This is a genomic window from Amycolatopsis sp. lyj-23 (assembly GCF_046549135.1).
Lineage (GTDB): Bacteria > Actinomycetota > Actinomycetes > Mycobacteriales > Pseudonocardiaceae > Amycolatopsis.
Map to the genome: position 1 here is coordinate 299,633 of NZ_JAJPWN010000013.1, position 26,414 is coordinate 326,046.

The 26,414-nt window shown below is 66.9% G+C and carries 14 protein-coding genes and 1 pseudogene; 14 read left to right on the forward strand and 1 reads right to left on the reverse strand.

Annotated elements, in window-relative coordinates:
- Positions 1–91: 91 nt before the first annotated feature.
- From ACLJPY_RS31795 to ACLJPY_RS31810, 4 genes are all read left to right on the forward strand, one after another.
- Positions 92–6,454 carry a HEAT repeat domain-containing protein gene (locus tag ACLJPY_RS31795; protein ID WP_410594026.1) on the forward strand — a complete coding sequence of 2,121 codons (6,363 nt, stop codon included), beginning with the start codon at positions 92–94 and terminating at the stop codon, positions 6,452–6,454.
- Between the two features lie 175 nt (positions 6,455–6,629).
- Positions 6,630–9,782, forward strand: coding sequence for a TIR domain-containing protein (locus ACLJPY_RS31800; protein WP_410594028.1), 3,153 nt, complete (start codon positions 6,630–6,632; stop codon positions 9,780–9,782).
- Between the two features lie 46 nt (positions 9,783–9,828).
- Complete coding sequence (locus ACLJPY_RS31805) at positions 9,829–10,758, forward strand: DUF4231 domain-containing protein (protein WP_410594030.1); 930 nt, start codon at positions 9,829–9,831, stop codon at positions 10,756–10,758.
- Between the two features lie 169 nt (positions 10,759–10,927).
- Positions 10,928–14,557, forward strand: a complete 3,630-nt coding sequence (locus ACLJPY_RS31810) for a DUF4062 domain-containing protein (RefSeq protein ID WP_410594032.1) — start codon at positions 10,928–10,930, stop codon at positions 14,555–14,557.
- Positions 14,558–14,604: 47 nt separating this feature from the next.
- On the opposite strand, the gene ACLJPY_RS31815 is transcribed toward ACLJPY_RS31810, so the two are convergent.
- Complete coding sequence (locus tag ACLJPY_RS31815) at positions 14,605–15,876, reverse strand: TIR domain-containing protein (protein ID WP_410594034.1); 1,272 nt, start codon at positions 15,874–15,876, stop codon at positions 14,605–14,607.
- A gap of 154 nt (positions 15,877–16,030) precedes the next feature.
- Here ACLJPY_RS31815 and ACLJPY_RS31820 point away from each other — a divergent pair, with 154 nt between their 5' ends.
- The 10 genes and pseudogenes from ACLJPY_RS31820 to ACLJPY_RS31865 form a co-directional block, all read left to right on the forward strand.
- Positions 16,031–16,219: a hypothetical protein gene (locus tag ACLJPY_RS31820; RefSeq protein ID WP_410594036.1), complete on the forward strand. Its 189-nt coding sequence runs from the start codon at positions 16,031–16,033 to the stop codon at positions 16,217–16,219.
- A gap of 436 nt (positions 16,220–16,655) precedes the next feature.
- Entirely contained in the window at positions 16,656–17,018 is a 363-nt protein-coding gene (locus ACLJPY_RS31825) for a recombinase family protein (protein ID WP_410594038.1), read from the forward strand.
- A 195-nt stretch (positions 17,019–17,213) separates the two neighbouring features.
- Positions 17,214–17,975: a DUF2637 domain-containing protein gene (locus tag ACLJPY_RS31830; protein WP_410594040.1), complete on the forward strand. Its 762-nt coding sequence runs from the start codon at positions 17,214–17,216 to the stop codon at positions 17,973–17,975.
- A 208-nt stretch (positions 17,976–18,183) separates the two neighbouring features.
- On the forward strand, positions 18,184–19,740 hold the full coding sequence (locus ACLJPY_RS31835) for an NACHT domain-containing protein (RefSeq protein WP_410594042.1): 1,557 nt from the start codon (positions 18,184–18,186) through the stop codon (positions 19,738–19,740).
- A gap of 54 nt (positions 19,741–19,794) precedes the next feature.
- Positions 19,795–20,687, forward strand: a pseudogene (locus ACLJPY_RS31840) (IS982 family transposase).
- 904 nt (positions 20,688–21,591) lie between these two features.
- A protein-coding gene (locus ACLJPY_RS31845) for an IS5 family transposase (protein WP_410594044.1) occupies positions 21,592–22,394 on the forward strand; the annotation gives its coding sequence in 2 pieces (ribosomal slippage) (positions 21,592–21,928 and positions 21,928–22,394; 804 coding nt in all).
- A gap of 782 nt (positions 22,395–23,176) precedes the next feature.
- A complete protein-coding gene (locus tag ACLJPY_RS31850; RefSeq protein ID WP_410594046.1) occupies positions 23,177–23,647 on the forward strand; it encodes a hypothetical protein in 471 nt (156 codons plus the stop codon).
- Positions 23,647–25,401, forward strand: a complete 1,755-nt coding sequence (locus ACLJPY_RS31855; protein ID WP_410594048.1) for a hypothetical protein — start codon at positions 23,647–23,649, stop codon at positions 25,399–25,401. Before ACLJPY_RS31850 ends, ACLJPY_RS31855 begins: the two co-directional genes overlap by 1 nt.
- On the forward strand, positions 25,398–25,880 hold the full coding sequence (locus tag ACLJPY_RS31860; protein WP_410594050.1) for a hypothetical protein: 483 nt from the start codon (positions 25,398–25,400) through the stop codon (positions 25,878–25,880). Before ACLJPY_RS31855 ends, ACLJPY_RS31860 begins: the two co-directional genes overlap by 4 nt.
- 265 nt (positions 25,881–26,145) lie before the next feature.
- The coding region (locus ACLJPY_RS31865) for a transposase (RefSeq protein ID WP_410594052.1) at positions 26,146–26,414 on the forward strand (269 nt) is incomplete at its 3' end.

Sequence of the window (26,414 nt, forward strand, 5' to 3'; positions counted from 1 at the left end):
CGACAGGTGCCCTGACGCCTGCATCGCGTCAACCTCGGCGCTGGGGAGGGAGCGCGATGAGCAAATCAACGCACGGCCACGCCGAGCCGGCATGAGTTCGCCGCGGATCTATGTGTCCTCGACCTACCAGGACCTCAAGGAGTGCCGACATGCGATCCGGGTCGCGTTGCAGCGCATGGGCCTGGACGACATCGCCATGGAGACGTACACGGCGGAGGAGGAGCGACCGCTCGACCGGTGCCTGGACGACGTCCGGTCGGCCGATGTCTACGTGGGCGTCCTGGCTTGGCGATACGGGTTCGTGCCGGCCGGTCACACCGTCTCGATCACCGAACTCGAGTATCGCGCGGCCGGGGAGGCCGACGTCCCCCGGTTGATGTTCGTGCTGGAACCCGATGCTTTGTGGCCGCGCTCCGCGATGGACAAGGACTCCACCCGGATCGAGGCGTTCCGCGATCACGCCCTCGGAAGTCTCTTGTGCGACACGTTCCAGTCTGTGGACGAGCTCCGGGCGAAAGTCGCCGAGGCAGTTGGCCGGCACCTGCGAGAACGGCACGGGATCGCCGTGGGAGTCGATGCCGCGTGGGACGCCTACTGCAGTCGCCTGGTCCAGGAGTACCGCCGGCTGGACCTCGAAGCGCTGACGCCACCGGACCGTGACGAGCACTTGCAAATCGCGCTCCGGGACGTGTTCGTCGAGCCGGATGTCCGGGAGGACATGCCGGAAACCGAACTACCCAAGGAGCTGGCGCGCAAGCTCGCCGACGCGGCCGAGGCAACCAGCTCGGAGCTTCCGCGCGGCCTGGACCGCAGTCTCGTGGAACTGGCGCGCGACTCCTACCGGCGCCAGCCGGCCCGCGGTGCCTTTGCCGGGCTCACCTCGCCCCTGGCGCGGACCTGCGTGTTGCTCGGCGACCCCGGCGCCGGCAAGTCGACGCTGGCCCGGTACTTGACGCTCGCCCTGGCCGAACAGCGCACAGAGGGGGCGCTTGCTGCACTCGGCGGCTGGCGGCCGATTCTCATCGAACTGCGGGACTACGCCCTCAAGTGCGAGGAGCACGACACGTTCGGCAGCTACCTCGGCTACCGCCACCGCACGGATGGGCTGGGTCTCGATGAGGCGACGGTCGAAACGTATCTCCGGGAAGACGGCCGCGCGCTGGTCGTCTTCGACGGACTGGACGAGATCTTCGAACCGCGGTTGCGCGAGACGGTGTCCCGGCGCATCGTCGGGTTCGCTGCCCAGTTCCCGCTCGCCCGGGTGGTCGTGACATCCCGGGTCGTCGGCTACCGGCCACGGATCTTCCGTGGCGCCGGATTCGTGCAGTACACCGTGCAGGACCTCGACACCGGCAAGATCGACGCGTTCCTGCACAGCTGGTACGAACTGGCCCTGCGCGACCGACCGGGTGCGATCGAACTGCGCCGGGAGCGGCTCACCCGGGCGATCAACGACTCCGCCCCCATCCGGGAGCTGGCGGGCAACCCGCTGCTGCTGACCATCCTCGCGATCATCGGCAAGCACCAGGAGCTTCCGCGGGAGCGCTGGAAGGTCTACGACCACGCGGCCGGGGTGCTGGTCCAGCACTGGGACGTCAACAAGCACCTGGTCGACGACGACATCGATGCGGACGTCATCCGTGAGGATGACAAGAAGGAACTACTGCGCAAGCTCGCGATCCGGATGCAGGAGGGAAGCCACGGGTTCGCCGGCAACAGCCTGCTCGAAGACGACCTGCTCAACGACATCGGGGGCTACCTGATCGGCCGCTTCGGCTACGAGCCGGTGAGGGCCGCGACGATCAGTGCGTCGATGGTCAAGCAGCTGCGCGAACGCAACTTCATCTTCGCCCGCTACGGCACAAAGGTCTACGGCTTCGTCCACCGCGCGCTCCTTGAATTCTTCAGCGCCGGAGACGTCGTCAACCGGTTCGAAAAAGAGCGAACGCTGTCCGAGGACGACCTCGTCGAGCGGATCATCCTGCCCCGCAGCGAAGACCCGGCCTGGGCCGAGGTGCTCCGGTTGATCGTCGGCATGGTCGACGCGATGGTGGCGACCCGGCTCGTCGGCCACCTGCTCACCAGCGCCGGCTCACATCGTTCGTCGGCACTGGACCGGCGCCCCCTTGCCACGGTGGCGCTAGCCGCGCAGTGCATCGCCGAAATCCGCAACGTCAACGCCGCCACCAGCGCCGCCGAAGGGACGTTGAGCGCGATCACCGAGCTGCTCGAGTCGCCCACCCGGTCGTTCGGCGACGACTCGCGCGAGGCACACCTCAAGAAGACTGTGCTCCCGGCACTGAATGCCGTCTCCGGCTGGCCGGGGGCCGCGGCATTCCTCGACTGGTTCGAACGGAGGGGCCGGTACGCCACCAGCGCCCCGGCCGCGAAGCTCGGAGCGCAGTTCCTGGCCGCGCTGTTCCCGCGCGACGACCACGTGCACGAGTTGCTGCGTGAGACCGCGCGCAGTGGTATTCCCCAGCAGCGTGAGGCCGCTCTCCTCGGCATCGCGCAGTCCCGGAAGAACGATCCGGCGACTCTCGCACTCGTGGCCGATGGGTTCTTCGACGAGGAGACCTTCGTCCGCCGCACTTGCCTCGACGTGCTGGTCACCAACTGGCCGGACGACCAGCGGGTGCGGGACCTGATGCTCTACGCCACGAAGGACGTCGACTCGCAGGTGCGCATCCGCGCTGTGGAGGCACTGGCCCAGCACGCCGGCAAATTCGAAGGTGCCTGGGCGGCCGTGGCCGGCGCGCTCCGGACAGATGCCAGTCAGTCGGTACGCAGTGCGGCCGCGACTGCCCTCGCGTCCGGCTCCTCGGTCCCGCAAGACACGATCACGCTCCTTCTCCGGGCTTGCTCCGACCCGGCATGGGAGGTGCGGCGGTCCGGACTGCGCCTGCTGGTCGCCCGTTTCGCCACGGACAGCGTGGTGTTCAACCGGGTACTGGCCGCGACGCGAGACAGCGACGAGGACGTCCGGCAAACCGCAATCGAACTGCTCGCTGGCCGGTGGCCGGAGGTTCCCGAGTCGATCGCGGCCATCCTCCGGGCGGTCCTCGACGGAGACCCGAAGGTGCGTCTCGCCGCAGTCCGGGCGATGACTCTGCGATGGCGTGATGACCCGCAGATCGACGAGCTCCTGAAGCGCGCCTGCAACGATTACGACGGCGATGTCCGCGTCGCCGCGGTGACCGCGTGGACCGATCCGATCGGCCAGGCGGTGGAGTACGTCGCCATCCTGGAAGACCTGGCGACCGGTGATCCGGTCGCCGACACCCGGAGGGCCGCCCTTGAGGCCCTCGTGTCCAACTCGCCCGAGTACCGTGGCCCGGCCCTCGAGCACGGAATCGTCGACCCCCTGCCCGACGTCCGGATGGCTGCCTTGCAGAGTCTGTCCGGGGTCACCCCGCAGTTGTCCGGCTTCAGATCGGCCGTCCTGCGGTTGTGTGAGGACGTCGATGACAACGTCCGCCGGCAGGCTGTCGAAGTGGCAGCGCGGTTCTGGGCCCATCGGCCCGAGACCGTCGAGAGCCTCCACCGGGCAGCGCGCAGCCGCTCGTCGTTGTTGCGTCGGAACGCCTTGGAGGCTCTTGCCGCGCGTTGGCCGGAGAAACCGGAGACGGTGGCCGCGCTGCACGGGGGCCGCCGCGACGAGGTGGATTGGATTCGCTACGCGGCAACAACCATACTCGCGAGCCTGGCGCCGAGCGCCGAGAAACTGAGCGCTCTTCTCGAAGCCGCCGCCACCGACCCGAATGCCCGGCTCCGGCGATGGGCAGGTTCGCTGGCCGCTGCGATAACTTCCGATGCAGACCAACTATCCGGCAAGGACACAGAAGACTTCGAAACCTCGACGGCTCACCGTGTCGCCTTGCATACCGCCGTCCGGTCCGCGCTCGGTGAGGGGGTCATGGCCGCGGTCCACGCTGCCGATGACAACCCTGACCCTGACGTCCGCCTCGCGGCAGCGGAAACCATCAGCGCCCGGCGCGACTCCTTTCCTGACGCGCTGGAACTCGCCACCCGCTTTTCGCGCGACGAAGATCCGGAAATCCGCCTCCACGGCCTGACCGCCCTCCTGGCCAATTGGCCGGACCGAGAAGAGAGCCGGAAGGCTCGCGAACGCGGCCTGACCGATCCGTCGGACGAGATCCGCCGGGTCGCTCTGGACTCGTTGATCCTCAGCGAGGCGGACGAGACGACCGTCCGGCGGGCCGCGACAGCGGCTGTAACCGACGGCGACTGGACCGTCAGGCGGCACGCCATGGACACCCTGTGCGTCCGCTGGCCCACCGAGCCGGAGACCTTCTCCAGCCTCTCTGCGGCACTGTGCCACCCGGACCAGGACGTTCGTCGCGCAGCTAGCACCGCTCTCCAGGGGACCTATGCCGACGACACTTCGGCATTCACGGCATTGGCCGACCACGCGCGGGATCCGGCGTCGAACTGTCGCATTCACATCTTGCGTTTCCTCGTCATGCGGCGACCGCGGGACAGTCGGGTGCAGGAGCTGCTGGAGGTCGCTCGGCACGACCACGATTCGCAGGTGGCGATAGCGGCCTGGGAACTTTCCCGCGGTGCGGCGACCAGCGACGCCTTCGACCGGATACGGCGGGCAGCGTCGTTGCGGCATCGCGATGTCGTCGCGCGGCAGTTGGGCGCGGTGCAGCTGGCGCGGCTGTCATCGATTACCGATGACGACGAAGCGTTGTTCCGCATCGGCATCCGCGACAACCGGGACAGTGTCCGTTCCGCTGTCCGGTTCGCCCTGACTGTCCTCCCGGACGACGACCGCGTCAGATCGATTCTGCGCTCCGCGAGGTACCACCCGGACTCCCGAGTCCGTCTGCTGGAGCTCGAGGTCAACGTGGCGAGGTGGCCCGGCACCGCGGAATCGCACCGGACGATCATCGGAGCTCTCGATGATTTCAACTCCCAGGTCCGACGGACTGCACTGCATCACCTCATCGAGGCCGAACCCGTTCCAGCCGACGAGTATGTCATTCGATCACTCTACGATTCGTCCTGGGAAGTCCGATCCGCTGCGATTCGATTTGCTGCGACGGGCCAGATCGGCGAGTCGCGTACTCATTTTCTCTTGACATCGGCCACTCGCGACTATACTTCGGAAAACAGGTCAACGGCCGTGAAGGCCTTGGTGATCGGCTGGCCACGGCATCTCGTTACTTCGGTCGCTCTGGCGAATCTGACAGCCGACGTCGACCATGTCAACGTGGAATTCGCAGTTCGCATCAGCAGGTGGTTGCTGAGTGAGTCGCCCGCAGGGCGGAGCCAGGCTGAGACCGAGCGCGGCTCCGCCTTCGTGCGGCTCCGAGAATGTGATCTCAGCGCTTCGGACGATCCAGCCTCCCGGCAAATCGCGCTGGACCTGGCCAAGGGAGGGGACTGGTGGATCCGGCAGTATGCGCTGGAAGTCCTAGCGCGACGGTGGCCGACTTGGCCGGAGGTTGATGAGGTTTTGGCAGATGCTTCGACCGACGTTGAACCGCTTGTCCGCCAGGCTGCCATACGACGTCGGGCCGAGAAGCTGCCTGTGTCATCCGCCACGCTTTCGCTGCTCCGCCGTATAGCGGCGCACGACGAGGATTGGCTGGTCCGACGGGCCGCAGTTGAACTGCTCGCGCTGCGGCAGAACCAAGAAAACCAGGAGGTTCTCCTCCGAGCTGCTCGAGATCCGGACGACGTCCACGCGGCAGCGATCGAAGGGCTGGTCACCGGCTGGCCGGACGACGAACGCACACATGATGTGTTCGGCTGGACTGTTTGTTCGTCATTTGAATGGCTGCATTATTTGGCCATTGATCGCCTCAGTGGTACCGAACTCGGCGGGGCTTCCGATCGTTCCGTTCTGCTTGCCGGGCGGCGAGCCGCCGACCTGCTTCTCCGGGGGGTCTGGTGGAGCGAAGACCCGGAGGTCGGTGTCCTACTCCGTGAGCACTCTTCATGTCACGACGTGCTCCGGGCGACGGTGTTGACGGCGGCCCTCACCCACGCGGCCACGCATGAAACGAAAGCCTTGGTGGTGTCGGCAACGACGGATGAGTGTCCCGCCGTTCGGCGAATAGCGCTCGAAGGGCTCGTGCGGATGGGCGACTCCGCTTGGGCCGTCGCCGGTGCCACCGAATCGGACCCGTACCTTCGTTTCCTGGTTTGGTCCTTTCGCAGCAACAGGGACAACTCGGCCGAGTTCTCGCTCGAACTGCTGGAAGCGCTCGCCGACGACGCGGGCAGCGCCTACTCCCAGTGGTTGTTGTTCTACATCGCGGCGGTTCGGGCCTCCTGCGGCCTGCTCGAGCCAGCCGCGCTGGCGCGGGTGATGCACACGGTTTCCTACGTCGATGCCGTCGATCGGGGCTGGCTTCAATGGCTGGAGCGGGTGTCTGCCGAAGGAGGTACTGATAAAGGGCCGCCGCCTGAACACGGGTGAGTGGCGTGGTGCCGACACTCTGCCGAACCGCACCAGCCCACCGCCGCGATGACCAGTGGCCGTGTCGTTAGTCCCAATAGCAGCAGCGCCGGCTGGTTGGGATGTAACGCCATCCTGCTGCCAGATCGACTCAATGTGAAGGTGGGCAAACCGAAGTCGAGGTATGGTGGACTTGGTGGAGTGGGACTTCTTCCTGGCGCATGGGTCCGCTGACGATGCCGTGGCGGCCCAGCTGCGGTCGCTGCTCGAACCCGAAGCCCGAGTGTTCGAGGACTCGATGCTGCAGGTCGGCGAAGACTGGGCCGCTGGGCTCGACTCGCACCTCCGAGCCTCGGCGATCACCGTCGTCATGCTCTCCGAAGAGTCCGCTTCCTCGCACTACTTGCGAGAGGAGATCGCCAGGGCGATAGCGTTGGCGAGCAGCGATCCGGGCCGGCGGGTGGCCCCGCTGTACCTCGAGCCGGTGGAAAACTTGCCCTACGGCCTCGCCATTCAGAATTCGCTGTGGCTGTCCGCGGATCTCGACCTCGCCGGGGCGGCGCGCAAGCTGCTCGAGTCGTTGCGGGACCTGCGGCGGCCCCGACGCGAAGGGCCGGCAGAAGCGGCGGTCGGCATCGGCCTTCTTCTCGCTGACCTGGATTACCAGGCGTTGCAAGGCGGCGACAACGACATCCTCCGTGCAGCACTCGAGGAGGTGGGCCGGTCGCCTGCCCTCGTGCTGCACCTGAAGAGACGTGGTCTCGACCGCCGCATGCTGCTGCCGTGGTTGCCCGGCCACGCGGAGGCCAGGGCGCGGTGGCTCACCGGCTCCGAGAACGTGCCGGGGGCGGGAGGGTTCCCGGATGTGGTTCGGCGGCACCTGGTCCGGCGGCTCGACGACGGCACGGCGGAGCTCGGTCGGTCGGCGGCGGCGATGCTCCGTGAGCACCTGACCGCGCAGACCGAGAGACTTCCGGCCGGCCGGCTGGCGAACGCGCTCACCAGGGCGCTGCCGCCGCTGCGTTCGACATCGACGGAAGCAGTGCTGGTATCGGAGGCCGGCACCGTGCCCGACGTCGTCGGAACCGCTCCACGGGCACCGATCCACCTCTACGCGGCCAAGCAGACCAGACTGCCTCCTCCCGAGTCACAATTCGCCGGCAGGAAGGAACTCGTCACCGGCCTGGCCGAGCGCATTGTCGCGACCAGGGCCGAGCGCGGCGCGGCAACCGCGTTCGTGACAGGTCAGCTCGGCGTCGGGGTGTCGACCTTCGCCATCGAAACGGCACGTGCCCTGACCGACGACTTTCCCGGCGGTGTGCTGTACATCGACCTGCGCGGCATGGACGAGTCCGCGCGACGCGACCAGACGGACGTCGCGAAGCTCTTGTGCTACAGCCTCGGCGAGTCGCCCACGCCCGGATCCGAGTACGAGAACTACCGGATGGCGCTCACCGGCCGGGGCGTGCTTGTCCTGCTCGACAATGCTTTCGACGAGAAACACGTCGCCTCGCTCGTGCCTGCTCCGCCGACATGTGCGGTGATCGTGACGTCGCGAGCCCGCACGCAGTGGTTCGCCGACCGCGAGCTGGTCATCCACGTGCCCCCGCTGCACCGGGAGACCTCGGTGCAACTGTTGTCCGAGCTGAGTGGCCGGTCCGGTGCGGACCCGGTCGCGCTGCACCAGATCGCCGAGGCGTGTGCGGACCTGCCGATGGCGTTGCGACTGATCTCCACGTGGATGACCAACCACCCCGAGATCAGCGTGCGGAGCGTCGCTCGCCAGGTGACCAACGAGAAGTCACGACTGGCGTACCTCGAACACGGTGTCGTGCCGATGCGGCTGGCCATCGAGCTCAGTTACCGACATCTCGACCAGGACGCGCAAAAGGTCTTCCGATTCCTTCCTGCGGTGCCGGGTTCGGCTGCGACGGCGGTCGACCTCGGCCGTGGGCTGGCGCTCGAACCGGAGGTGACCGAACCGGTTTTGTACCGGCTGGTGGACCGCAGCGTGGCCAGTTGTGAGGACTCGGCCGGTGAATACCTGCCGTTGTTCCGGCTGTTCGAGCTCGTCCGCCTCTACGCACTGGAACTCCTCGACGAGCAGGAGCCCCCCGACGTGGTAGCTCGGTTCCGGCAGTTGCTCGTCACCCGCCTTCGTGACGAGATCGGGGCGAGCCAGGGGCGAGATCCGGCGCTGCTACTCGACCCCACCCCGATCGTCGCCGCTCGGGACCTCGCTGAACGGGAACAATGGCTGGACCTGGCCGCCGACCTGACCGACGCCTTGGAGGGGTTGCACGAAGCGCAGTCGGACACCGAGGCCGTGCGTCGCGACCGGCGGCACGCGGCCGGACTGCGGGCTCGCGGAAATGACTTCGCGGGCGCGGCGCGCGGCTATGTGGCCGCCGCGCGGGACCTCGACGCTGAAGAGGCGGAGGAGCTGTTCCGGCTCGCTGAGGAGGCTGCCCAGCGGACGGGCGACCCCAGCCTCATGGGGGAGGTCGCGTTCGAGCTCGCCAAGCACCGTGAGACACACGCGGACTTGGCAGGTGCGCTGGCTGCCGGTGAGCGGTCGGCCGACTGGCTGCTGAAGGCACAGCGACGAGCGGCTGCGGTGACTGTGGGCGTGAACAACACGAGGCTGGCGTTGCGCCTCAGCGACCGTGACAGGGCGCGTCGGTGCATCAACGGCACCCGGCTGCTCGTCGACCACCGCACGCCCTCCAACCTGCGTGCCAATGTCGCCTATGAGCAGGCAAGGTCGGTGGACGACCCGCTTCCGCACTGGCGTGAGGCGATGGTGCTGTACGAACAGATCGACAACTTCGCCAGTGCCGGGCTCGCGGCGTACTTCGGTGGCTGGACCGCACTCGACAGCTCGGCGACGGCCGAGGCGGCCGAACTGTTCCTCGCGGCGGCCCATCTTCAGCGCAAGGCAGGTGACGTCAACCGCGAAGCCTGGGCTGTGGTGGGGTTGTCGGCGGCCTACGCGACCATCGCGCAGTACGAACGTGCCCGGGACTTGCTGACCGAACCGATTGCCCGATTCCCGGCGGACAAGCTTTGGCACGCCTCCGGAGTTCTCGGCGAGCTGGCGCTGCGCGCCGTCGTCCTGGGTTGGCTCGAGGACGGTGTGGCCGGAGCGCTGCCCGAGTTGCCCAAGGACCCGCAGGACAAAGCGGAGCGTCTGTTGCGAGTTGTCACGGCCCTCCAACACCCACATCAGGAGAAGAGACAGCTCGAGGAGTTCGCCGCCTCGCCGATGGTGTACGAGCCCCCGGCGCACAAGTCGTGGATACACCGCGACCTGATGGAAGAGCTGCCCGACCGTCCGCAGCTGCGGTAGTGCGCGGTTCGGAGATTGACGGCAGCCGTCGCAGCTAGGATCGATCATGTTCCCCCCGGAGGAGGTCATTCCTGTGTCCAGTGTCGAACGAGGTCTCAGTGACGCAAATCTTCCTGGGTTGTTCGAGGCCGCGGATGCAGCGTCACTCGAGGGCCAACGACGGTACGTGACGGCTGTCCGGTTGAGCCTGATTCTCGCCATCGTGGCGGCGGCAACGGGCGTCGTCTCCTGGACGGTGGGGACGAGGGGAATAGACCTGGCGGCGTTCGGCACCGCGCTGGCGTTGGTCGGTATCACGGCGACTGAGATCTACGTCAGCTCCGTCCGACCCGCCGACCAGTGGTACGACGGCAGAGCCTTCGCCGAGTCCGCCAAGAGTCTCGCGTGGCGCTACAGCGTTGGCGGCATCCCTTTCGCGAAACAGCCCGACGAGCCCTCGGTACGACGGCGGTTCGGCCAGCAGATGTCACGCCTGCTGGACGAAGCGCCGCAGACGAGTATCAAGCCGTCTCAGCGGCCGGTCGTCACCGAACAGATGGCGTTGCTGCGCGCCAGTGATCTCGCCACCCGGAAGGCCGCCTACCTCGAATACCGGATCATCGATCAGCAGAAGTGGTACGCCGGAAAAGCCGAGGGCAACGGGAGACTCGCCGGTCGCTGGCGCACTGCCCTGCTGGTGATCGAGGTCGTCGGCATCGGAGCCGCGATCGTGAAGGCCTTCGGTTACTTGACCTTGGACCTCGCGGGCGTTGTCGCGGCTGTCATCGCGGCCGGCACGGCTTGGACGAGCCTGCGACAGTTCTCCACACTCGCGCGGGCATACACCTTCGCGGCCAACGAGCTGGCCATCGCTCACGAACGACTCGAACTCGTCGGCGACGAGACGAGCTGGGCGGCGGAGGTCGCCGACTCCGAGGAAGCCGTGAGCCGCGAGCACACCATGTGGCGGGCGTCCCGGTCACGCGCGTCGAGCTGAACGCGCTCATCCGTGCCAGCTCGGTTCAGCAGGCACGCCTGTACCGCCGGTCGGCGGATGAAACAGTCGTGCTTCTGGTACCGACTAGGCAGTATGAGCGCGACGCGAAATCGTGGGAACCAGCGTGGCTGACAGCGGGCCGGCACCTGCCGGTGCGGGGTGGCGGCAGGTGCCGGTGTTCGTCGCCTCGACCTTCCGGGACATGGATTACGAACGTGACGTCCTCGCGCGGGTCGTGATCCCCGCTGTCAACGAACGTCTCCGCGAACGTCGCGCAGGAGTGTCGTTGTACCCCGTGGATCTGCGGTGGGGCATCGAGACGGACGACAACCACGATCTTGAGACGCGTCAGCGGTTCATCGTCGAGACATGTGTCCGAGAGGTCCACCGCTGCCGGCCTTTGTTCGTCGGTTTGGTGGGTGGGAAGTACGGCTGGATTCCGCCGAAGGAGCTGCGGGATGCCGCGCTCGAGACCGGAGGCATGGTCGACCCGGGTTTCCCGCTTTCGGTGACTGCCCTGGAAATGGTGGCCGCTGCGCAGGCCGCCGACGGAGTGGCGCCGATCCTGCTGAGCCGAAAGGTGCCGGGCGGCGGTCCGTCGCCGGCACCCGATGCGGACCCGCCCGATCACGAGGGTCCCGGGCTGTTGCGGGCGTACCTCGCGGGCTTGGGGCATGACTACCGGTTCTACGCGGCAGAGTGGCGGAACAGCGAACAGCGATATGAGAGCACGGAGTTCGCGGCCGTCGCGACAGGAGCCCTGCTCGATTCCGTGGACCGCCTCTTCACCAGTCAGGAGGTGACCGGCTGGTTGACGGCTGAGCTTGAGGTCCAGCGGTGGACAGCCGAACGCGAGGTACGGCAGTTCGTCGGCCGCGCCGACGAACTGCGGTTCGTCGGTGGCTTCTGGGACAGATCACTTGGCCCGGAGGAGCACGACATCGGTGATGATCCCAACAGCCCGCTGTGGGAGATGCGCCATCAGGTGGGGGACAGCACGATCGCGGTCGTCGGCGCGTCGGGGTCGGGTAAGTCGGCGCTCCTGGCGAAGGTCGCCACCGACCTGCCGATCGAAGGGTGGCTCGCGAAGAGGTTCGCGCCTACCAGAGCGTACGTTCAGGTCGGTGCGACGCCGGCCAGTGAGCGCCTGCCCGTGTGCCTGTTGCTGCTGCTTGCCCAGCTCGATTTCGCGGCCGCCTGCTCCCTGGCCGAGCACCACGGCCCGAACAGCGTCGAACTCGACGACGTGCTGGACACCTGGCTGACCGTCCTCGAGAAGGGGCCGCGGCTGTTCGGCCCGCTGATCGTCGTGGACGGTCTTGACCGTCTACGGGGCAAGCTGATCGAAAGCCAGCCCATGGCTTGGCTACCCGTCAGCTTGCGGGATCGAGTTCGGGTCGTGTTGTCAGCTGTCGACGACTCATTCGAAGCGACGATGCTGACCCGCCGCCCCTCGACTCATGTGCTGGCCCTCGGTGACCTCGATCGCGCGGACGCACTGGAACTCGTCCGCAGTCGGGTCGCGGCGCATCACCGGGTTGTCCCGGCGACGGTGGTGGACGTTCTCGTCCGGCGGGCGACCTCGCCGCGCTGGCTCGTGGTCGCCACCGACCTGTTGCTGACCTTGATGGCGCACGACTACCTGGTGTTGCGCCGGCTCGCGGCGTCGGATACAGACCCGGAAGCGGCGATCCGCCGCCTCCTCGAATCGGTCGCTGCCGAGCTACCTGGCGACCTCGATGGCATTCACGAAGAGGCCTTCCACCGCCTGCTCGAGCTCGTGGACGACCGGCTCGGGATAGTGCTCGGCATCCTCGGTGTGTCGGTTTTCGGCCTCGACGAACAAAATCTTCAGGCGCTGCTGTCGAGCCTCGGTCCCAGCGCGAGCGCAGTCGACTTCGCGCTGTTCCGCGATGTGTTGTCCGTACACGTGGAGGTCATCCGTCACGAGTGGCGTTTCGCCCACCGCAGTGCCGCGGAAGGAGTGGATCGGCTGCTCGACGCCGCGTCGGAAGCTGTGGGACAGGACGCGCGTGCCGGCTATCGGCGCGGGCTCGTCAGCCACCTCGTCGGCCTTCCGCTCGATGATCCGGTGAGGGCGCGTGAGCTTCTCGTGCAGCTGCTGTTCCTCGAAGAGGACACGGCCTTGGCCAGGTACCTCGCGGACGACGAGCTGGCCAGTGACCAGTCGGTCCAGATCTTCGGCACCCTCCTCAGCACCTTTGTGCGCACCGATCCGCGGATCGACCGCCTGGTTCAACTGATCGCGGCGGCCGCCGAGGGGCGTGAACGGCTGACGGCGGTCCAGGTGGTCGGCATCAATGCGTTGCCCGTGCTCGGCCGGCGCGAGTCGGCCGAACTCGTCGCACACTGCCGGGAGGCCCTCGCCCAGACCCCGTCGCAGGCACGAAGCCGGTTCGGCCTGGAACCCGCTGACCTGGAGCATCTCCTGGCCGCGGTTGTCGCGGAGCCACTGGCCTCCCGTGAACCGCCCGCACTCGTCACCTGGTTCGAAGCCTCGCGAGACGGTGCCGCCGGGCTACGCGACCTGCCCGACCGGGCTCCACACCAGCCGGACATGCACACCCGGCTCGCCGTCGGCGCCGAACTTCGCGCGATTACCGAGTACGCATTCGTGGTCAAGGCCGGAGTGATCACGTCGCACCCGGACGACCCGTCCGTGGCCCGCCGCCGGCTCGACGAGGCACGTGCGCTGGCTGACCGTATCGACGACCGGCACGTGGGCATGCGCGACTACCTACGCCATCTCGTGGCGATCACCGCTCGGGCCTCGGCAGTGACGTGGCCGGGCGCCGGCTTTCAGCCCGAGGATGGGGACTTCGCCCGGGTGCGAGCACTGACCGACAGGACCCGCGGCAACGCCGACTTCGTTCATCTGCTCGGCATGTGCGCACGCACGCACGCGTTCGAACAGCTGGCCACGCTCAGCGACGACAGCGAAGTCACCCAGGCGGACGCGGCGGCCATCCACACTGCGCTGGAATTCCTGGAAGAGGCGACCTGGCAAGTCGACCTGCAGCTCGCAATAACGCCGGATTCCGCCGCGATCCAGAACATTGCGATCCAATGCAACGCGCTGCGGACAGCGTTGCTGCACGCATGCGACCAGCACGCGTCGGCAGCGCGCGCCGGAATCAGGACCTGCCTGGCGCCGCGCGCGGTCGATGTACTCGGGCCGGAAAACTTCATCCAGCTCGCCGGGGACACCCTGTTCGACTGGATCGAGTCAACGGTGAACGTGAGCCCTTTGTCCCTGATCGACCGCACGATCCACGAGATGAGCGGGTCGACCACCGGGCCGCCAGTTGATGGGATCGAGGCAGTGCTGCTGATCACGGCGCTGACCGCGGCGCGGCGCCTCGGTGAGATGGACGGGGCGATTCACGTGGTCGAGAGGGCGCTCGGGCTCGTTCGCGCCGGCGTTCTCGACCCGAGCGAACTGCCGGTCGACGCGATCGTTGACGAGGCCGTAGCCGAGATCGAGGACGACCTGCTGGAGGCAGCTGAAGAAGATGAAGAACTCGACAACGAGGACCGCGCCCTGCTGACTCAAGGTGCGCGCGGCGTCTACTTGCTGCGGGCCGCGCTCATGAGGCATCGCCCAGCCCGACCAGCCGACCTCGCCGGCGCGGTGTTCGCCGCGGCGCTGTCCGCAAGCCTCGGCGACCCCGGCCGGCGCGCTGACGCCCTGCGCCTCCGCCACCAGATCACCCCGCCCGACGGGGGTCCGCGATGTCGGCGACTCACCGCCCGCGCGGACGAACTGCTCGAAGAGTAGGCGTCTTTGAGGTGGCTGAGGGTAACCCGCAGCATCCCGTGATCGCCTCAGATACCTGGCTGATTCAGAAGAGTCCGGCGATAAGGATACAGGATCCTGACAACACGGGCGAGCAGATCGGCATCGCTTGAATAGTCCCATACTTGCTGGTCGCGAAGCATGAAAGGGGGGCGTCGTGGCTCTCCTCGGCGAAGTAGATAGACCGGAACGTTCGCGGCACGAGCCGCACCCAGCTCGAGGTATACATTGGGACTGTCGTCGGAAATGTCAGCCAGCACGATCCGGGCACCGCCGATGGAGTCATAGATTTGGCGTTGCACTCCGTCGCCCTTGATGTACTCGCCTTGTATGCATGGCATGGTTGTGATCGTTTGTACGAGGTCTTTCACGACGGCGCGTAGCGGTGCGACGGCGGGATCGAAGTCCGTGATGAGGAAGATGTACGGTGCTTGCTTCGGCTTGATCCAGTCTTCCGACAGGGTTTCGATGGCATCGTCAAGCGAACCCCTGTCAGCCCGGAGTTCTTCGTCCCCTAGGACGAGGTGGCCAGGCCGATCACGGACGTCCGGTGGCAAGTCCATCCGTTCGTCGACGACGGCGAGGCAGGGGATGCCTCGGGATTCCGCCAGCGCCCACTCGCGCAGGACGTACTTCGACGTCTTGTATGCGCTCGACGGCCGGTAGGGAAGCACGGCGACGAACGCGCCGCACCCCTCGATCTCGGCGATGATCCGGTCCTCGAGCCAGGAGGTGTGGTCCTCCGAGTCGCTGATCAGTTGCAGGCCGGCGTTCGTGAGAGCGGAGCACACCATTCCGGCGCGGGCCTCATCGAGCTGGTGCCAGCCTCGGCTGACATACACGTTTTTGCCATTGACCGGATCGATGGAGGTCGCAGGTTGGTACAGACCGCGAAGGACCCCCGCCGCCGACCTGACGTCGATACCCGATGGTGGCAGGGTGAGTGCGCTGTAATTCTGTAGGAATCCGGGCGCTTTCACATTGTCCAACTTGAGTGGTATGATGCGAAAATCTGGATGCTGCGTTTGATGGTTGATGGCGGTGTGGTATTCCTGTTGCACCCAGCCGCGAGAAACAGATTCCTCCGACATCAGGAGAAGGAGAGATCTGCTGTTCTCGATCGCTTCCGGGAGCATCTGGGCTATGGTCGCACCCGACGGCATTTGGGTCGCGTCATACCATACTGGTATGCCCGCGATGTCGCGGAGCCATTCGTGCAGCTCGTCCGCTCGCTGCTTGTCGACGTGGGCGTGGCTGAGGAAAGCGTGGAACCTGCGCTTCCCGACTGGTTGGTCGACCATCCTCTGCTCCAAGTCTCACGGCGACATCGCAGTGTAACCGCCTTGGTGCGAACGACTGAACTGAGAGAGGTGCCGATGCGCGTCACTGACCGTCCGGTGAGCGACGTGGTTTCGCCGAAGCTCGGTGCTTTCCCGATGAGCAGAAATTGTCGACATGCTGCATGAGAAGTACTCCCTTTTCCTCATGCTGACCAAGCCGGGGCTCGACGCGGCGACGCACCGTGGTGACCGTTCTCCTCGGCGTGGCGCGCTGCTCGTTACTGGTTCGGTGGCCGAGCCTGAGGCCGAGTGCGCGACGGGCTTGCTGGCGCATCGGCAGATCTTGCCGACGCGTCATCCCTGAACCCGCAAAGGTTGCTTGATCGACAGTGACTCGCCCGATCGTGTGACCGTCAACTCTTCCGCTCCGAGACTGGTCAGGTTCGGCCAGCGCTGCCTTCATGCTGGCGCCTCGGAGCCATCGGGACTGTCGACCATGCGGTCTCGCCGCTGGCATGCCTCTCGACCTGCTGTGTGAGGAGGTCCGCGTTGCCTTTTGGGGGAAGCTCCACAGGGGAGGAGCAGCAGGACACCCGCGGCCGCGGAGACCGCTATAGCCGCTTCGACTTCGTCATCTGCGAGAGCATCGCGCGAGCCGCGCGCCGGGCATATGAGGGACTCTCGGTCGAACGAGACCTCGAACGAGACGACGTCTCACTGTTCGCGGCGAACGAGACCATCAGCGTCTCGGATAGCCGGCCTCGCGGGTTCTGCTGCAGCGCCGGCACCCTTGAGCAATCTTGGGAGGCACCCACGTCCGCGAGGGATGGAACATCGACAAGCCCTGCTGTGGCTCACCGCCGGTGCCGCTGGGATCGGAGCGAGCGCGCGGTGCGTGGAGCCGCTCTAGCGTCTACGACATCCTCCGCAACGCCAAGTACACCGGCTACCAGGTCTACAACCGCGCCACGCGGTCACGTCACGGCAAGGTCAACGACCCGGTCTCGCTACAACGAACTCGAACGCGAGCGAACAGAGATATGGCGAGCGCGTTGGCCGACCTCAAGCAGCCTGGTGAAGCCGCACCCGACAAGCCGACGGCTGCGGACAAGGGCCTGGTCGATGTGCTTCCGTACCTGACGAAGCACCGCAACGGCTGCTGAGGACGCTGTTCGAGGTCACTCCGCTGGCCACCCGGATTGACACCGACAGCGGTCGTGCGTCACCGGAGATCACACTTCTCGAAGATTGGGTGCCCCCGGCGCGGTTCCATTCAGAACCCAACGGCTCGAAAAGGCCTGTGAGCTGCAGTTTTCCGGTGTGGTCTGTGTTGAGCGGCGTCGGCGAGGTAGTTCCTCGTGACGCATTCGAAGCCGGAGAGTGAGAAACTGTCACTCTGGGTTCAGTGCGCGTGTACAACCCTGGTGGCGTTGGGTGCGGCGTATGCGTCGTATCGGCACGGTCGCGAATTCGCAATGCGCTTCGGCGCTGATGCGGCGACGGCCGCGATCTGGCCGTTGATCGTGGATGGCTTGTTGACGACGGCGACGGTGGAGCTGTGGAGGCAGAGTGACGGCCGGCGGTGGGCCGCGTGGACGGCGTTCGGCTGCGGTATCTCGCTCTCGTTGTGCGCGAACGTCGGCTCGGCTCCGCGGCTGACGGTGTTCTCGGTCGTGGTGGCAGCGTGTCCGCCGCTTGCTCTGCTGCTGGCGGTGGAGTTGCTGAACCGGGCGCTGAAGAGGCATCGCGGCAGCAGCCAGGCAGACGAAGGAACGCAGGAGAGTGGCGAGCGTGAGCTCACCGACCGCCCACAGCTGGCAGCTTGCTCCGCCGATCCGCGTTCGGAGCTGACCGTGTTGTGCGAGAAGTCTGCTGAGGAGCTGATGTGGGCGTACTACGCAGAGGAGCAAGCGGCCGGTCGAACCCCGACCGGCGCGGATCTTGATCGAGTCGCCGGCACGAACAACTACGGGCGGCGAGTCCTGCGACGGTGGCGTGCGAGTGGTCACGGACCTGACGGACGCGCAGCGTCGTGGCTCACGCCTGGACAGCGCCGGTCTGTTCTGACAAAGGAGACCGTGGAGAAGGAACGAGCAGAGGTGACGCAACCCGCTGGTTAAGAGATGCCGGACAAGGTCGTTCTCCTCGCTCATCGGGTGGCGGCGGTGCCGGCTTGTGGTTGGGGCTGGTGTGTCCGTGCATTCTCGGGCTCCCCTCGGGTTCGCAGATGTCTGGCCGGGTCGGGGCCGGGGCTCGTCCAACCACCCGGCAGGTTGTTGTCACAATGGTCCGATGGGCTCTCGAGTGTGGTCGTCACGGTCGGCGGTGTTGGCCACCGCCGGCCTGACGATCACCACTGCCGGGCTCGTGTGGCTGACGTGGTGGCTGCTGGGCAAAGGCAACGACGGCGCCGGGATCGCGAATGTGCTGGCGCTGCCGCTGACGGCAATGGGCCTGGTAGCGACGTTGTGGGGGCTCAAGGCCCGGCCGGCGCCCGGCACCCCGGAGGTGCTGGCCGCCGCGGCCCGTGCGGCGCTGAACCGGATCATCGCCGCTGAATCACGCACACTGCAGCGGCTGATCGGCGACAGCGGCGATGCGCAGGCCGCGGACATCGGTTTTGCGCAGCCGGAGCCCGGTGACGTCCGTTGGCGCACGGACGGTGGCCCACAGGAGGGCTCGTCGGCGACGATCACCGACTTCTACGCCACTCTCGATCGCGGACGGCTGGTCATTCTCGGGGAACCGGGCGCCGGCAAGTCGGTGCTCGCGATTCGCCTGCTGCTCGACATCGCGAAAGCTGAACACCGCAAGGTGGCTTCCTCGAGGCTGGTACCGGCGCGGATCCGAATCCCCGTACGACTGAGCCTGTCGGCCTTCCCCTGGCTTCCCGACGGCAACCCGGACACCATCCGGGACCGGCTCGACGACTGGGTAGCCGGCCACCTGCGGAACGTGCACGGTGTGCAGTTCACGATAGCTCTCGAGCTGGTTCGCTCCGGCTGGGTTCTCCCGTTTTTCGACGGCCTCGACGAGATGAGCGCGGACGGCAGCCGTGCAGCAGCAACACTGCAAGCACTAAATCTTCCGCGGGGACCCGACCGCTGGGCCGTAGTACTGACCAGCCGAACGAGCTCGTACGGCGCGGGCGCCCGCGAGACGTGGCTACAGGACGCCACGGTCGTCGAGCTTCGCCCGCTCGCCCGGACCCAGGTGATCGACTGGCTTGCCCACCGCTTCCCCGCTCCGGCCTTGCCGGACGGGGTCGAGAAGCGCTGGCAACCCGTCATAGCCAGGATTCGCCAGCATCCTCGCGGGCGGCTCGCAACCCTGTTGAGCTCTCCGCTGTACCTATACCTCGCGGCTTCGAGTTACCACAATGGGCAAAGCACGCCTCGCGAACTGGTGCATCTCGACGCGGAGCAACTCCGCAATCACCTGTTCGAGCGACTTATTCCGGCAGTGGTCACGGATCATCCGCGCCGCGACGGCACCCGCTACGCGGCGGCCGACGTCGAGCGCTGGCTACACACCTTCGCAGCACATTTGGCAATCGTCGGAGAAGCCGGTGGTTCGGGCTCGGACCTGCACCTCCACGAGCTGCCGAAGTCGAGCCGGAAACGCCGCTCGAAACTGTGGTGGATTGCGGTGGCGCTGGCGAGCGTCGTGGGGTTTTACGTCCTCACCCAGCTCCTTGGCGCCCTCATGTCCCTCTCAAGCACACCGACGAAGGGACTTGAAACGGGCGGGTGGATCGGCTTCTTGACCACCACCGGTATCGGCGTCCACTACATCCTCTACGGCAACGGCAACCCATGGCGACTCTTGCGGATCGAGCCTCGACAAGCGTTGACCCGACGTGGGCTGCGGGCGCTAGACGAGTAATGCGTAAGTCCGGGTGGTGACCGGAGACGGACGAAGGGTGTCCAAGATCCGTTTGTGACGACAGACCTGAACACCCTTCTCACCGCACTCTACGTCAAGATCGACGACCACCTCGCAGGCCGGCGCCGGACGGGAAGACCGCCAAAGCTGACCGACGCCGAACTGGTGACCCTGGCCGTGGCCCAGGCGCTGCTGGGGTCACCTCCGAGGCCCGCTGGCTGCGGTTCCTGCCCGCCCGGATGCCCGGCGCGTTCCTGTACCTGCCCGGCCAATCCGGCTACAACCGCCGCCTGCGCGCCGCGTTACCGCTGATCAAGCACGTGATGCGCTGGCTCGCGGCGGACACCGACCTATGGACCGACACCACCTGGATCGTCGACTCCACCCCGGTCGAATGCGGCCGATCCCGGCCCACCGTGAAGCGTTCGGAGCTGGCGGGGTGGGCCAAGTACGGCTTCTGCCGCTCGCACTCGCGTTGGTTCTGGGGACTGCGGCTGCACCTGATCTGCACCCCGGCCGGGCTCCCGATCGCCTGGGCGCTGGCCGACCCGAAGGTCGACGAGCGGCAGGTGCTCATGGCCATCTGCGACCACGAACCCCACCTGCTCACCGACCGCCCTGGACTGTTGATCATCGCCGACAAGGGCTACGTCTCCCGCGAACTCGACCACTACCTCACCGAACGCGGAGTCCGGCTAATCCGGCCGTCCTACCGCAACCGCAAGCCCCACCCCGGCGAACCGCTGCTCAAATCCATCCGCCAGCTCATCGAGTCGGTCAACGACACCCTCAAAGGCCAGCTCAACCTCGAACAACACGGCGGCCGCACCATCGAAGGCGTCGGAGTCCGCGTCGCCCAACGCCTCCTGGCCCTCACCGCCGCCATCTGGCACAACCGCGCCACCAGCCAACCCATCACCCGATCATTGACCGCCTACGACCACTGACCGAGTTACGCATTACTCGTCTAGCCTTCGGGCTGTTCCTGGGGCTCGTCGCGGGTATCTCCTTCGGGTTCGGCGCAGGTGAGGTCGTCGGTCTCCCCATTGGGCTGCCGCTGGGCCTGGCCGCCGGTCTCGCACTGGGGCTGACCAGGGGCCTCAGTACGGTTCCGGCCACCGCCGCTCGTCCGAGTGATCCGCTCCGGCAGTCTCTCGTCCACGATCTGACGTTCCCCGTGGTGTTCGTGACCACCGTCGCCATCTTCGCGGGTCCCCTGATCAGCCTCACGTTCAGCACGTTCGTGGTCGTGATCGCGGCACTGGGGTCACCATGGCCGCGCTACGTCCGGACGGTCCTGGCCCTCGCTCGTCGTGGCGTCCTGCCTTCTCGGCCTGGGCGGTTCCTCGATTGGGCCTACGACGCCGGCTTCGTCCGTATGTCCGGAACAGCCACGCAATTCCGGCACCGTGAGCTGCAAGACCACTTGCTGGCCGCACGACCCGCGCCTTCGAGCAACGAACACTCGTCCGCGTGACGGGAGCAGGTCCGGCACCGCACCCGGCGAACACCCGGCCGGCCACTCCACATAGGTCGCCGGAGGGGCGTCGCTCAGGGTCACGACGCGCAGTGTCCCGCCGGTCTCGGCCGGGTCCGAACCGCTGCAGTCGGCCAGGGCCAGCAGACTCGCGGCGACGACTGTGATGATCTTCGAAAAAACTTAACTCATTGCAATCGACACGAGAATCGCGAGGACCACTGAGAGCCGATTTCCGCCAAGATGATCAAGACGGCCGCCCGGCTGGTGCTGGGCCTCGCCATCATGGAGCCCAGCACGGGGCTAAGAGGTCAGTTCAGAATGAGTCGGCGTGTCGTCCTTGCGTGGACTGCGGAGCTTTCCAGAATCTTGATATGCGTGAGGAGGTTCTGACCGACCAGTTATGGGAGCGGCTGGAGCCGCTGCTTCCGGTGCATCCGCGGCGGTTCCGCTATCCCGGCCGCAAGCGCGCCGATGACCGAGCCGCACTCGAAGGCATCTTGTACGTGATCCGCACCGGCATCGGCTGGAACCGCCTGCCCACGGCGCTGTTCGGCGCCTCCGGGGCCACCTGCTGGCGGCGGCTGACCGAATGGCACGAGGCCGGCGTCTGGCAGCAGCTGCACGAACGCCTGCTCGCCGAGCTACGTGCCGCCGGGCTGCTGGACCTGTCCGCCGCGCTGGTCGACTCGACCCACCTACGCGCTCTCAAAGGGGGGACCACACTGGGCCCAGCCCGGTCGACCGCCGCCAACTCGGCTCCAAGCACCACCTGACCACCGACGCCCACGGCACCCCACTCGCGGTCACGCTGACCGGCGGCCACCGCAACGACGTCACCCAGCTGATCCCGCTGCTCGACGCCATCCCACCCATCCGCGGCATAGTCGGCAAGCCACGACGCCGACCACGGCGGCTCTACGCCGACCGCGGCTACGACCACGACAAGTACCGCCGCCTCGTCCGCGCCCGCGGCATCACCCCGCTCATCGCCCGCCGCGGCGTCGAACACGGCTCCGGCCTCGGCAAGGTCCGCTGGCCGGTGGAACGCACCTTCGCGTGGCTCAAGAACTTCCGACGCCTGCGCATCCGCACCGAACGACGAGCCGACGTCCACCAAGCCATCCTCAGCCTGGCCTGCTCCGTGATCTGCCTCCGCAAACTCATTCTGAACTGACTTCTAACACGCTCCGAAAAGCTGTCGGGGAGACCGGCATGCGCAGGCCGGCGCGAGGAGCGACCTGCGATACAGCTATGAGCAACGCCCCCCTTGCCGCACAGGCGGCTGGAGGTGCGACGCTCGCCCTGGAGACGCGGAACGCCGCCGACGAACACCCGGTCATGCGGTAACCAACCCCGCGCATATCAGCCTTGACCGCGCGTCGACCGACGTGGCGTCCGCACGACGAGTCTCTCTCGTCGGCACCTCATCTGACCAGGCGCGACCGTCACATCGGGCCAACTCCACCCTGCCCGCTTGACAAACAACCCCTCGATATCAGCTGTGTTGTGCCAGGAATCTGCTGCGGAGCGGATATGAGTCTATTGCCTCGATGGGCATGCGACGGGCGCAGATCTTGATCGAGTCGCTGGCACGAACAACAACGGGCGCAGGGTCTTGCGGCGATGGCGCGTCAACGGCCACGGCCACGGCCCCGGCGGAGGTGCGGTGCCGGTGCTCACGGCGCGTTCACGCCGGTCGGTTCTGACGGGGGAGACCGTAGAGGAGAGTGGGCAAAGGTTCCGCAACCCACTGGTTAAGGGCGAACTGCCGGGCTGCCCAGACGGGAAAGAGCTGGAGCAATGATTACCCGATAAGGCGGAGCACCGAAAACTGCTTCGGATTGTGATGGTACTCTCACGCTGAGTGACCACATGGTGTCATCGCGGGGGAAGGGCCGGGAATCTGGCAAGAAACGATCATTCACGTGTTCGCGCAAAACCCTTTAACCTCTATCCATGTCCGCGACGGCTCTCCTCACGCTCGTCTCGCCGCTGGTCGCCGCGGCGGTCGCGGTTTGGGGGTTTCGAAGATCCACCAAGGCGGACAAGCTGCGCGCATTCTTCGAATTGCAGGACCGCTACTTGCAAGCCGATGTCCGGGCCGGTCGGCGGGTGCTGCACCAGCAAATCGCCGACCGCGGTCACGAGGAGGTCGCCGGACTTGACCGGGCGACGCTGAGCAGCGCCGGCTACGCGCTGGCGGTGTTGAACGGCATCGCGATTGCCGTCGAAGGCGGTTATGTGGAACGGGAGCTGATCATCCGCGGCATGGGACGGTCGTTCGCGTCCGCGATCACCGCGGCGCGGCCGTACATCGACTACGTCGAACAGGTGCGTGGGTTCCGCCCCTATCCCTTCGCGGAACGGCTCTCAGCCGGAATCCACACCGAAATCATGACGCGCGACGAGAGGAACGGAGACTCGTGATGATGGCGCTCGACCCCGATCCGCCGCTGCGTCTGTGCGTCGTGCAGCTCGACGGAATCCCCCGGGCCTGTGGCGGGCCGGACGGGAGCTGGGTCCCGTCGGAGCCTCTCGTCGATCCCGCCACGCCTGCGAAACGGGACGGCCGGTTGCCGGGCCTGTCGGTCGGAAGAATTCTCGGCGACGAGACCGGGTGGGAGGCGGCTCGCGCACTCGACGACATGGCCGTCGACGCGGCGGCGAGCCGAGTCGATGAGGTGCTGGCGTTCCTCACCCAGCATGACGTCGACGTAGCAGTGTTCCCCGAATATCTGGTGCCGGCCCGGTGCCTTCCGCTGCTGCTCGACTTCTCGGTGGGGCGGGCCGTCGTGGCCGGGCTGGAATACGTCCGCAACCGCGACCGCGCCGGGGAACTGGCGGAACTTGTCGACACCGATGCAGGCGACCTGGTGGGTCGCAACGTTTCCGTGCTGGTGGCGGACCGGCAGGTGCACCTGGTCACCAAGAAGAACCCCGCGTCCGGCGAGCGGCTGGTCTCCGGCGCCGGACCGATCGTGAAACGGGTCAGCCTGCGGGGCAGGCCGGTCCGGATCGCGGTCGCGGTGTGCCTGGATTACCTGCTGACGCAGACCTACGACGCCGACCTGCTGTGCGTCCCCGCCTTCACCGCAAACCTCGCCGCGTTCCGCCCCGACGCGCCACGCGACCACCCGCGCCTGCTGGCCAACTGCGCGGCCCACGGCGGCTCGCAGATTATGTTGGCCCCGCTGGACGGCCCCCTCACCGAGGGGCTCGGCGTGCGCCCGGTCCGGGCCGGCCACGAAGCGATCGTCATCGTCGATTACCACGGCTCGCTGCAGCAGCCTCGCGCCTTGCTCGGCTCAAGGAACGAACTGCGGCTGCGCGCGGAGATGATCGAGGAGCACTCTCCTGGTCAAGCCGCGCTGGACCTGATCGAGGAGTTCGCAAGCGGGGAGGGTGTCCGGCGGTGGACCCCCGCCGAGCTGACCGGCCGGCTCCGACGGCTCGATCGCGCCGGCCCGCTGGCCGAGGCGGTCGCCGCGTACCGCGATCAGCTCGGGCAAGGCATCGAAGACAAGCGGGTGCTCGCGCTGGCCGGCGAGCACCTGGTCGTCCGGGCCGGCTGCCGGTCTCCCGCGGTGCGGTACCGGCAGGCGCAGTTCGTCCTCGACCGGATCGGCGAGCTGGCCCGATCCCAGGACGTGCGGCTGGGCGCGGCGGCGGACGCTTACGCGAAAGCCTGTGATCGCTATGCCGGCGGAGCCGCCGCTTCCTCTTCGGGCGGGAAGCCCTCCTCAGTGCCGGTTCCCGCCGAGCCGGTTCCCCCGGAGGCCGGCAACGTCATCCCGATTCACCGGGGCGAGCGGCGGCGCCGGGACCCCGCACCGACGCCCGCCGACCGGCTGTGCCGTGCGCTCGTGACGGAAACGCAGGACCTGTCCGACGCCGTCCGAGCGCTCACGGAGGCGGTCTCGGCCGCGGACCTGGTCGCGCTTTCCATCGCACCCCGGCACCGCGTAGCGCGCGCGGCAGACCTGGTCGCGGAAGTGGCCCGCCTGCTCGGCCCGGCGCCCGGCTTCGATCAGGTCAACACCCTCGGTGCCGTGCGACGGCACCTGGATTGGCTGCGCGATCGGCTCTCGGTACACCAGCGCACCAACCCAGGGAACGCGTTGCTGGAACACGCCGAGCAGGCGCACTATGCTGCAGGCCGGTTGAGTGAGCTGATCCGGTGAGCGGCGGCGAGTTCGCAGGCCTGGCGACCATGGTCGACGGCTTGTTCCGAGAACTCGCCCAAGCACACTCCAAGATCGTCACGCGCGAAATCGAGGCGACCGGCGTAAAACAGGCGTTGGACAAGTGCACCAATGCGTACCTGGTCCTGGAAGCTCGGCGCCGTGCCCTCCTTGCCTCCCCTCGTCCAGACAGAACGCGGATCGCCACCCTTGTGGAGGTCAACCATCAGTTGAGAGCGGTCCGCGAAACTCTCGGCCCGCTGCAAGCCGCCTTGGCGCCGGAGAATCGCCGGCCGACGATGGAGTTCGAACGGCGGCACGGCCGCGCCGAGACTTCGATCGAAGCCCTCCTGCCCTCACTTGGCACCTTCCTCGTCGAACTCAACAAGACCACCGGCCTTCGGGCACCGTACCGGCGAAGGCGGGAACTCACCGTGAGGGTCCGCAAAGACGACGACACCGGATCCGCGGTCGGCTGACGGCGGCACCGCGATCCGGTACTGTCGTCAGCCGCCGCTTCTATCCTTTGCAGACCACCTCGACGCTCACGAGTCCTTGCGGATGAACCGGGTGCGGCAGGCCGGGCTGAAGGTCTTCCACCTCGTTCCACTGAAGCTGGAGTTGATCCCATACCGTCCGTCGAGGAGTCTGCCGAGGGGACTGTTCCGAGATCGGTGTTTCCGGCCCGACACGCCGGGCTGAGGTCCGGCGGGATGGGCACTGTGAGTGATGACATCGGAGCTTGTGAGTCCACGCAAGAGTGAGTCCAAGCCGGCGCGGGAGCTGTCGCCGGAGCAGGCCGCCGCGGCGGCGATGGTGGCCGAGGCCAAGGCCCGCGGGCTGGCACTGACCGGCCCGGACGGGTTGCTGAAGCTGTTCACCAAGAACGTGCTGGAAACCGCGCTCAACGAGGAAATGACCGAGCACCTCGGGCACGAGAAGAACCAGGCCGACCCAGACCGCGAGTCGACGAACGTGCGGAACGGCACCCGGCCGAAAACGGTGGTCTCGGA

Excerpts from the sequence above, each read along its gene's own strand:
- ACLJPY_RS31805 (WP_410594030.1), top strand. The coding sequence starts at position 9,829 with ATGTTCCCCCCGGAGGAGGTCATTCCTGTGTCCAGTGTCGAACGAGGT.
- ACLJPY_RS31855 (WP_410594048.1), top strand. The coding sequence starts at position 23,647 with ATGATGGCGCTCGACCCCGATCCGCCGCTGCGTCTGTGCGTCGTGCAG.
- ACLJPY_RS31820 (WP_410594036.1), top strand. The coding sequence starts at position 16,031 with ATGCTGCATGAGAAGTACTCCCTTTTCCTCATGCTGACCAAGCCGGGG.
- ACLJPY_RS31850 (WP_410594046.1), top strand. The coding sequence starts at position 23,177 with ATGTCCGCGACGGCTCTCCTCACGCTCGTCTCGCCGCTGGTCGCCGCG.
- ACLJPY_RS31795 (WP_410594026.1), top strand. The coding sequence starts at position 92 with ATGAGTTCGCCGCGGATCTATGTGTCCTCGACCTACCAGGACCTCAAG.
- ACLJPY_RS31815 (WP_410594034.1), bottom strand. The coding sequence starts at position 15,876 with ATGGTCGACCAACCAGTCGGGAAGCGCAGGTTCCACGCTTTCCTCAGC.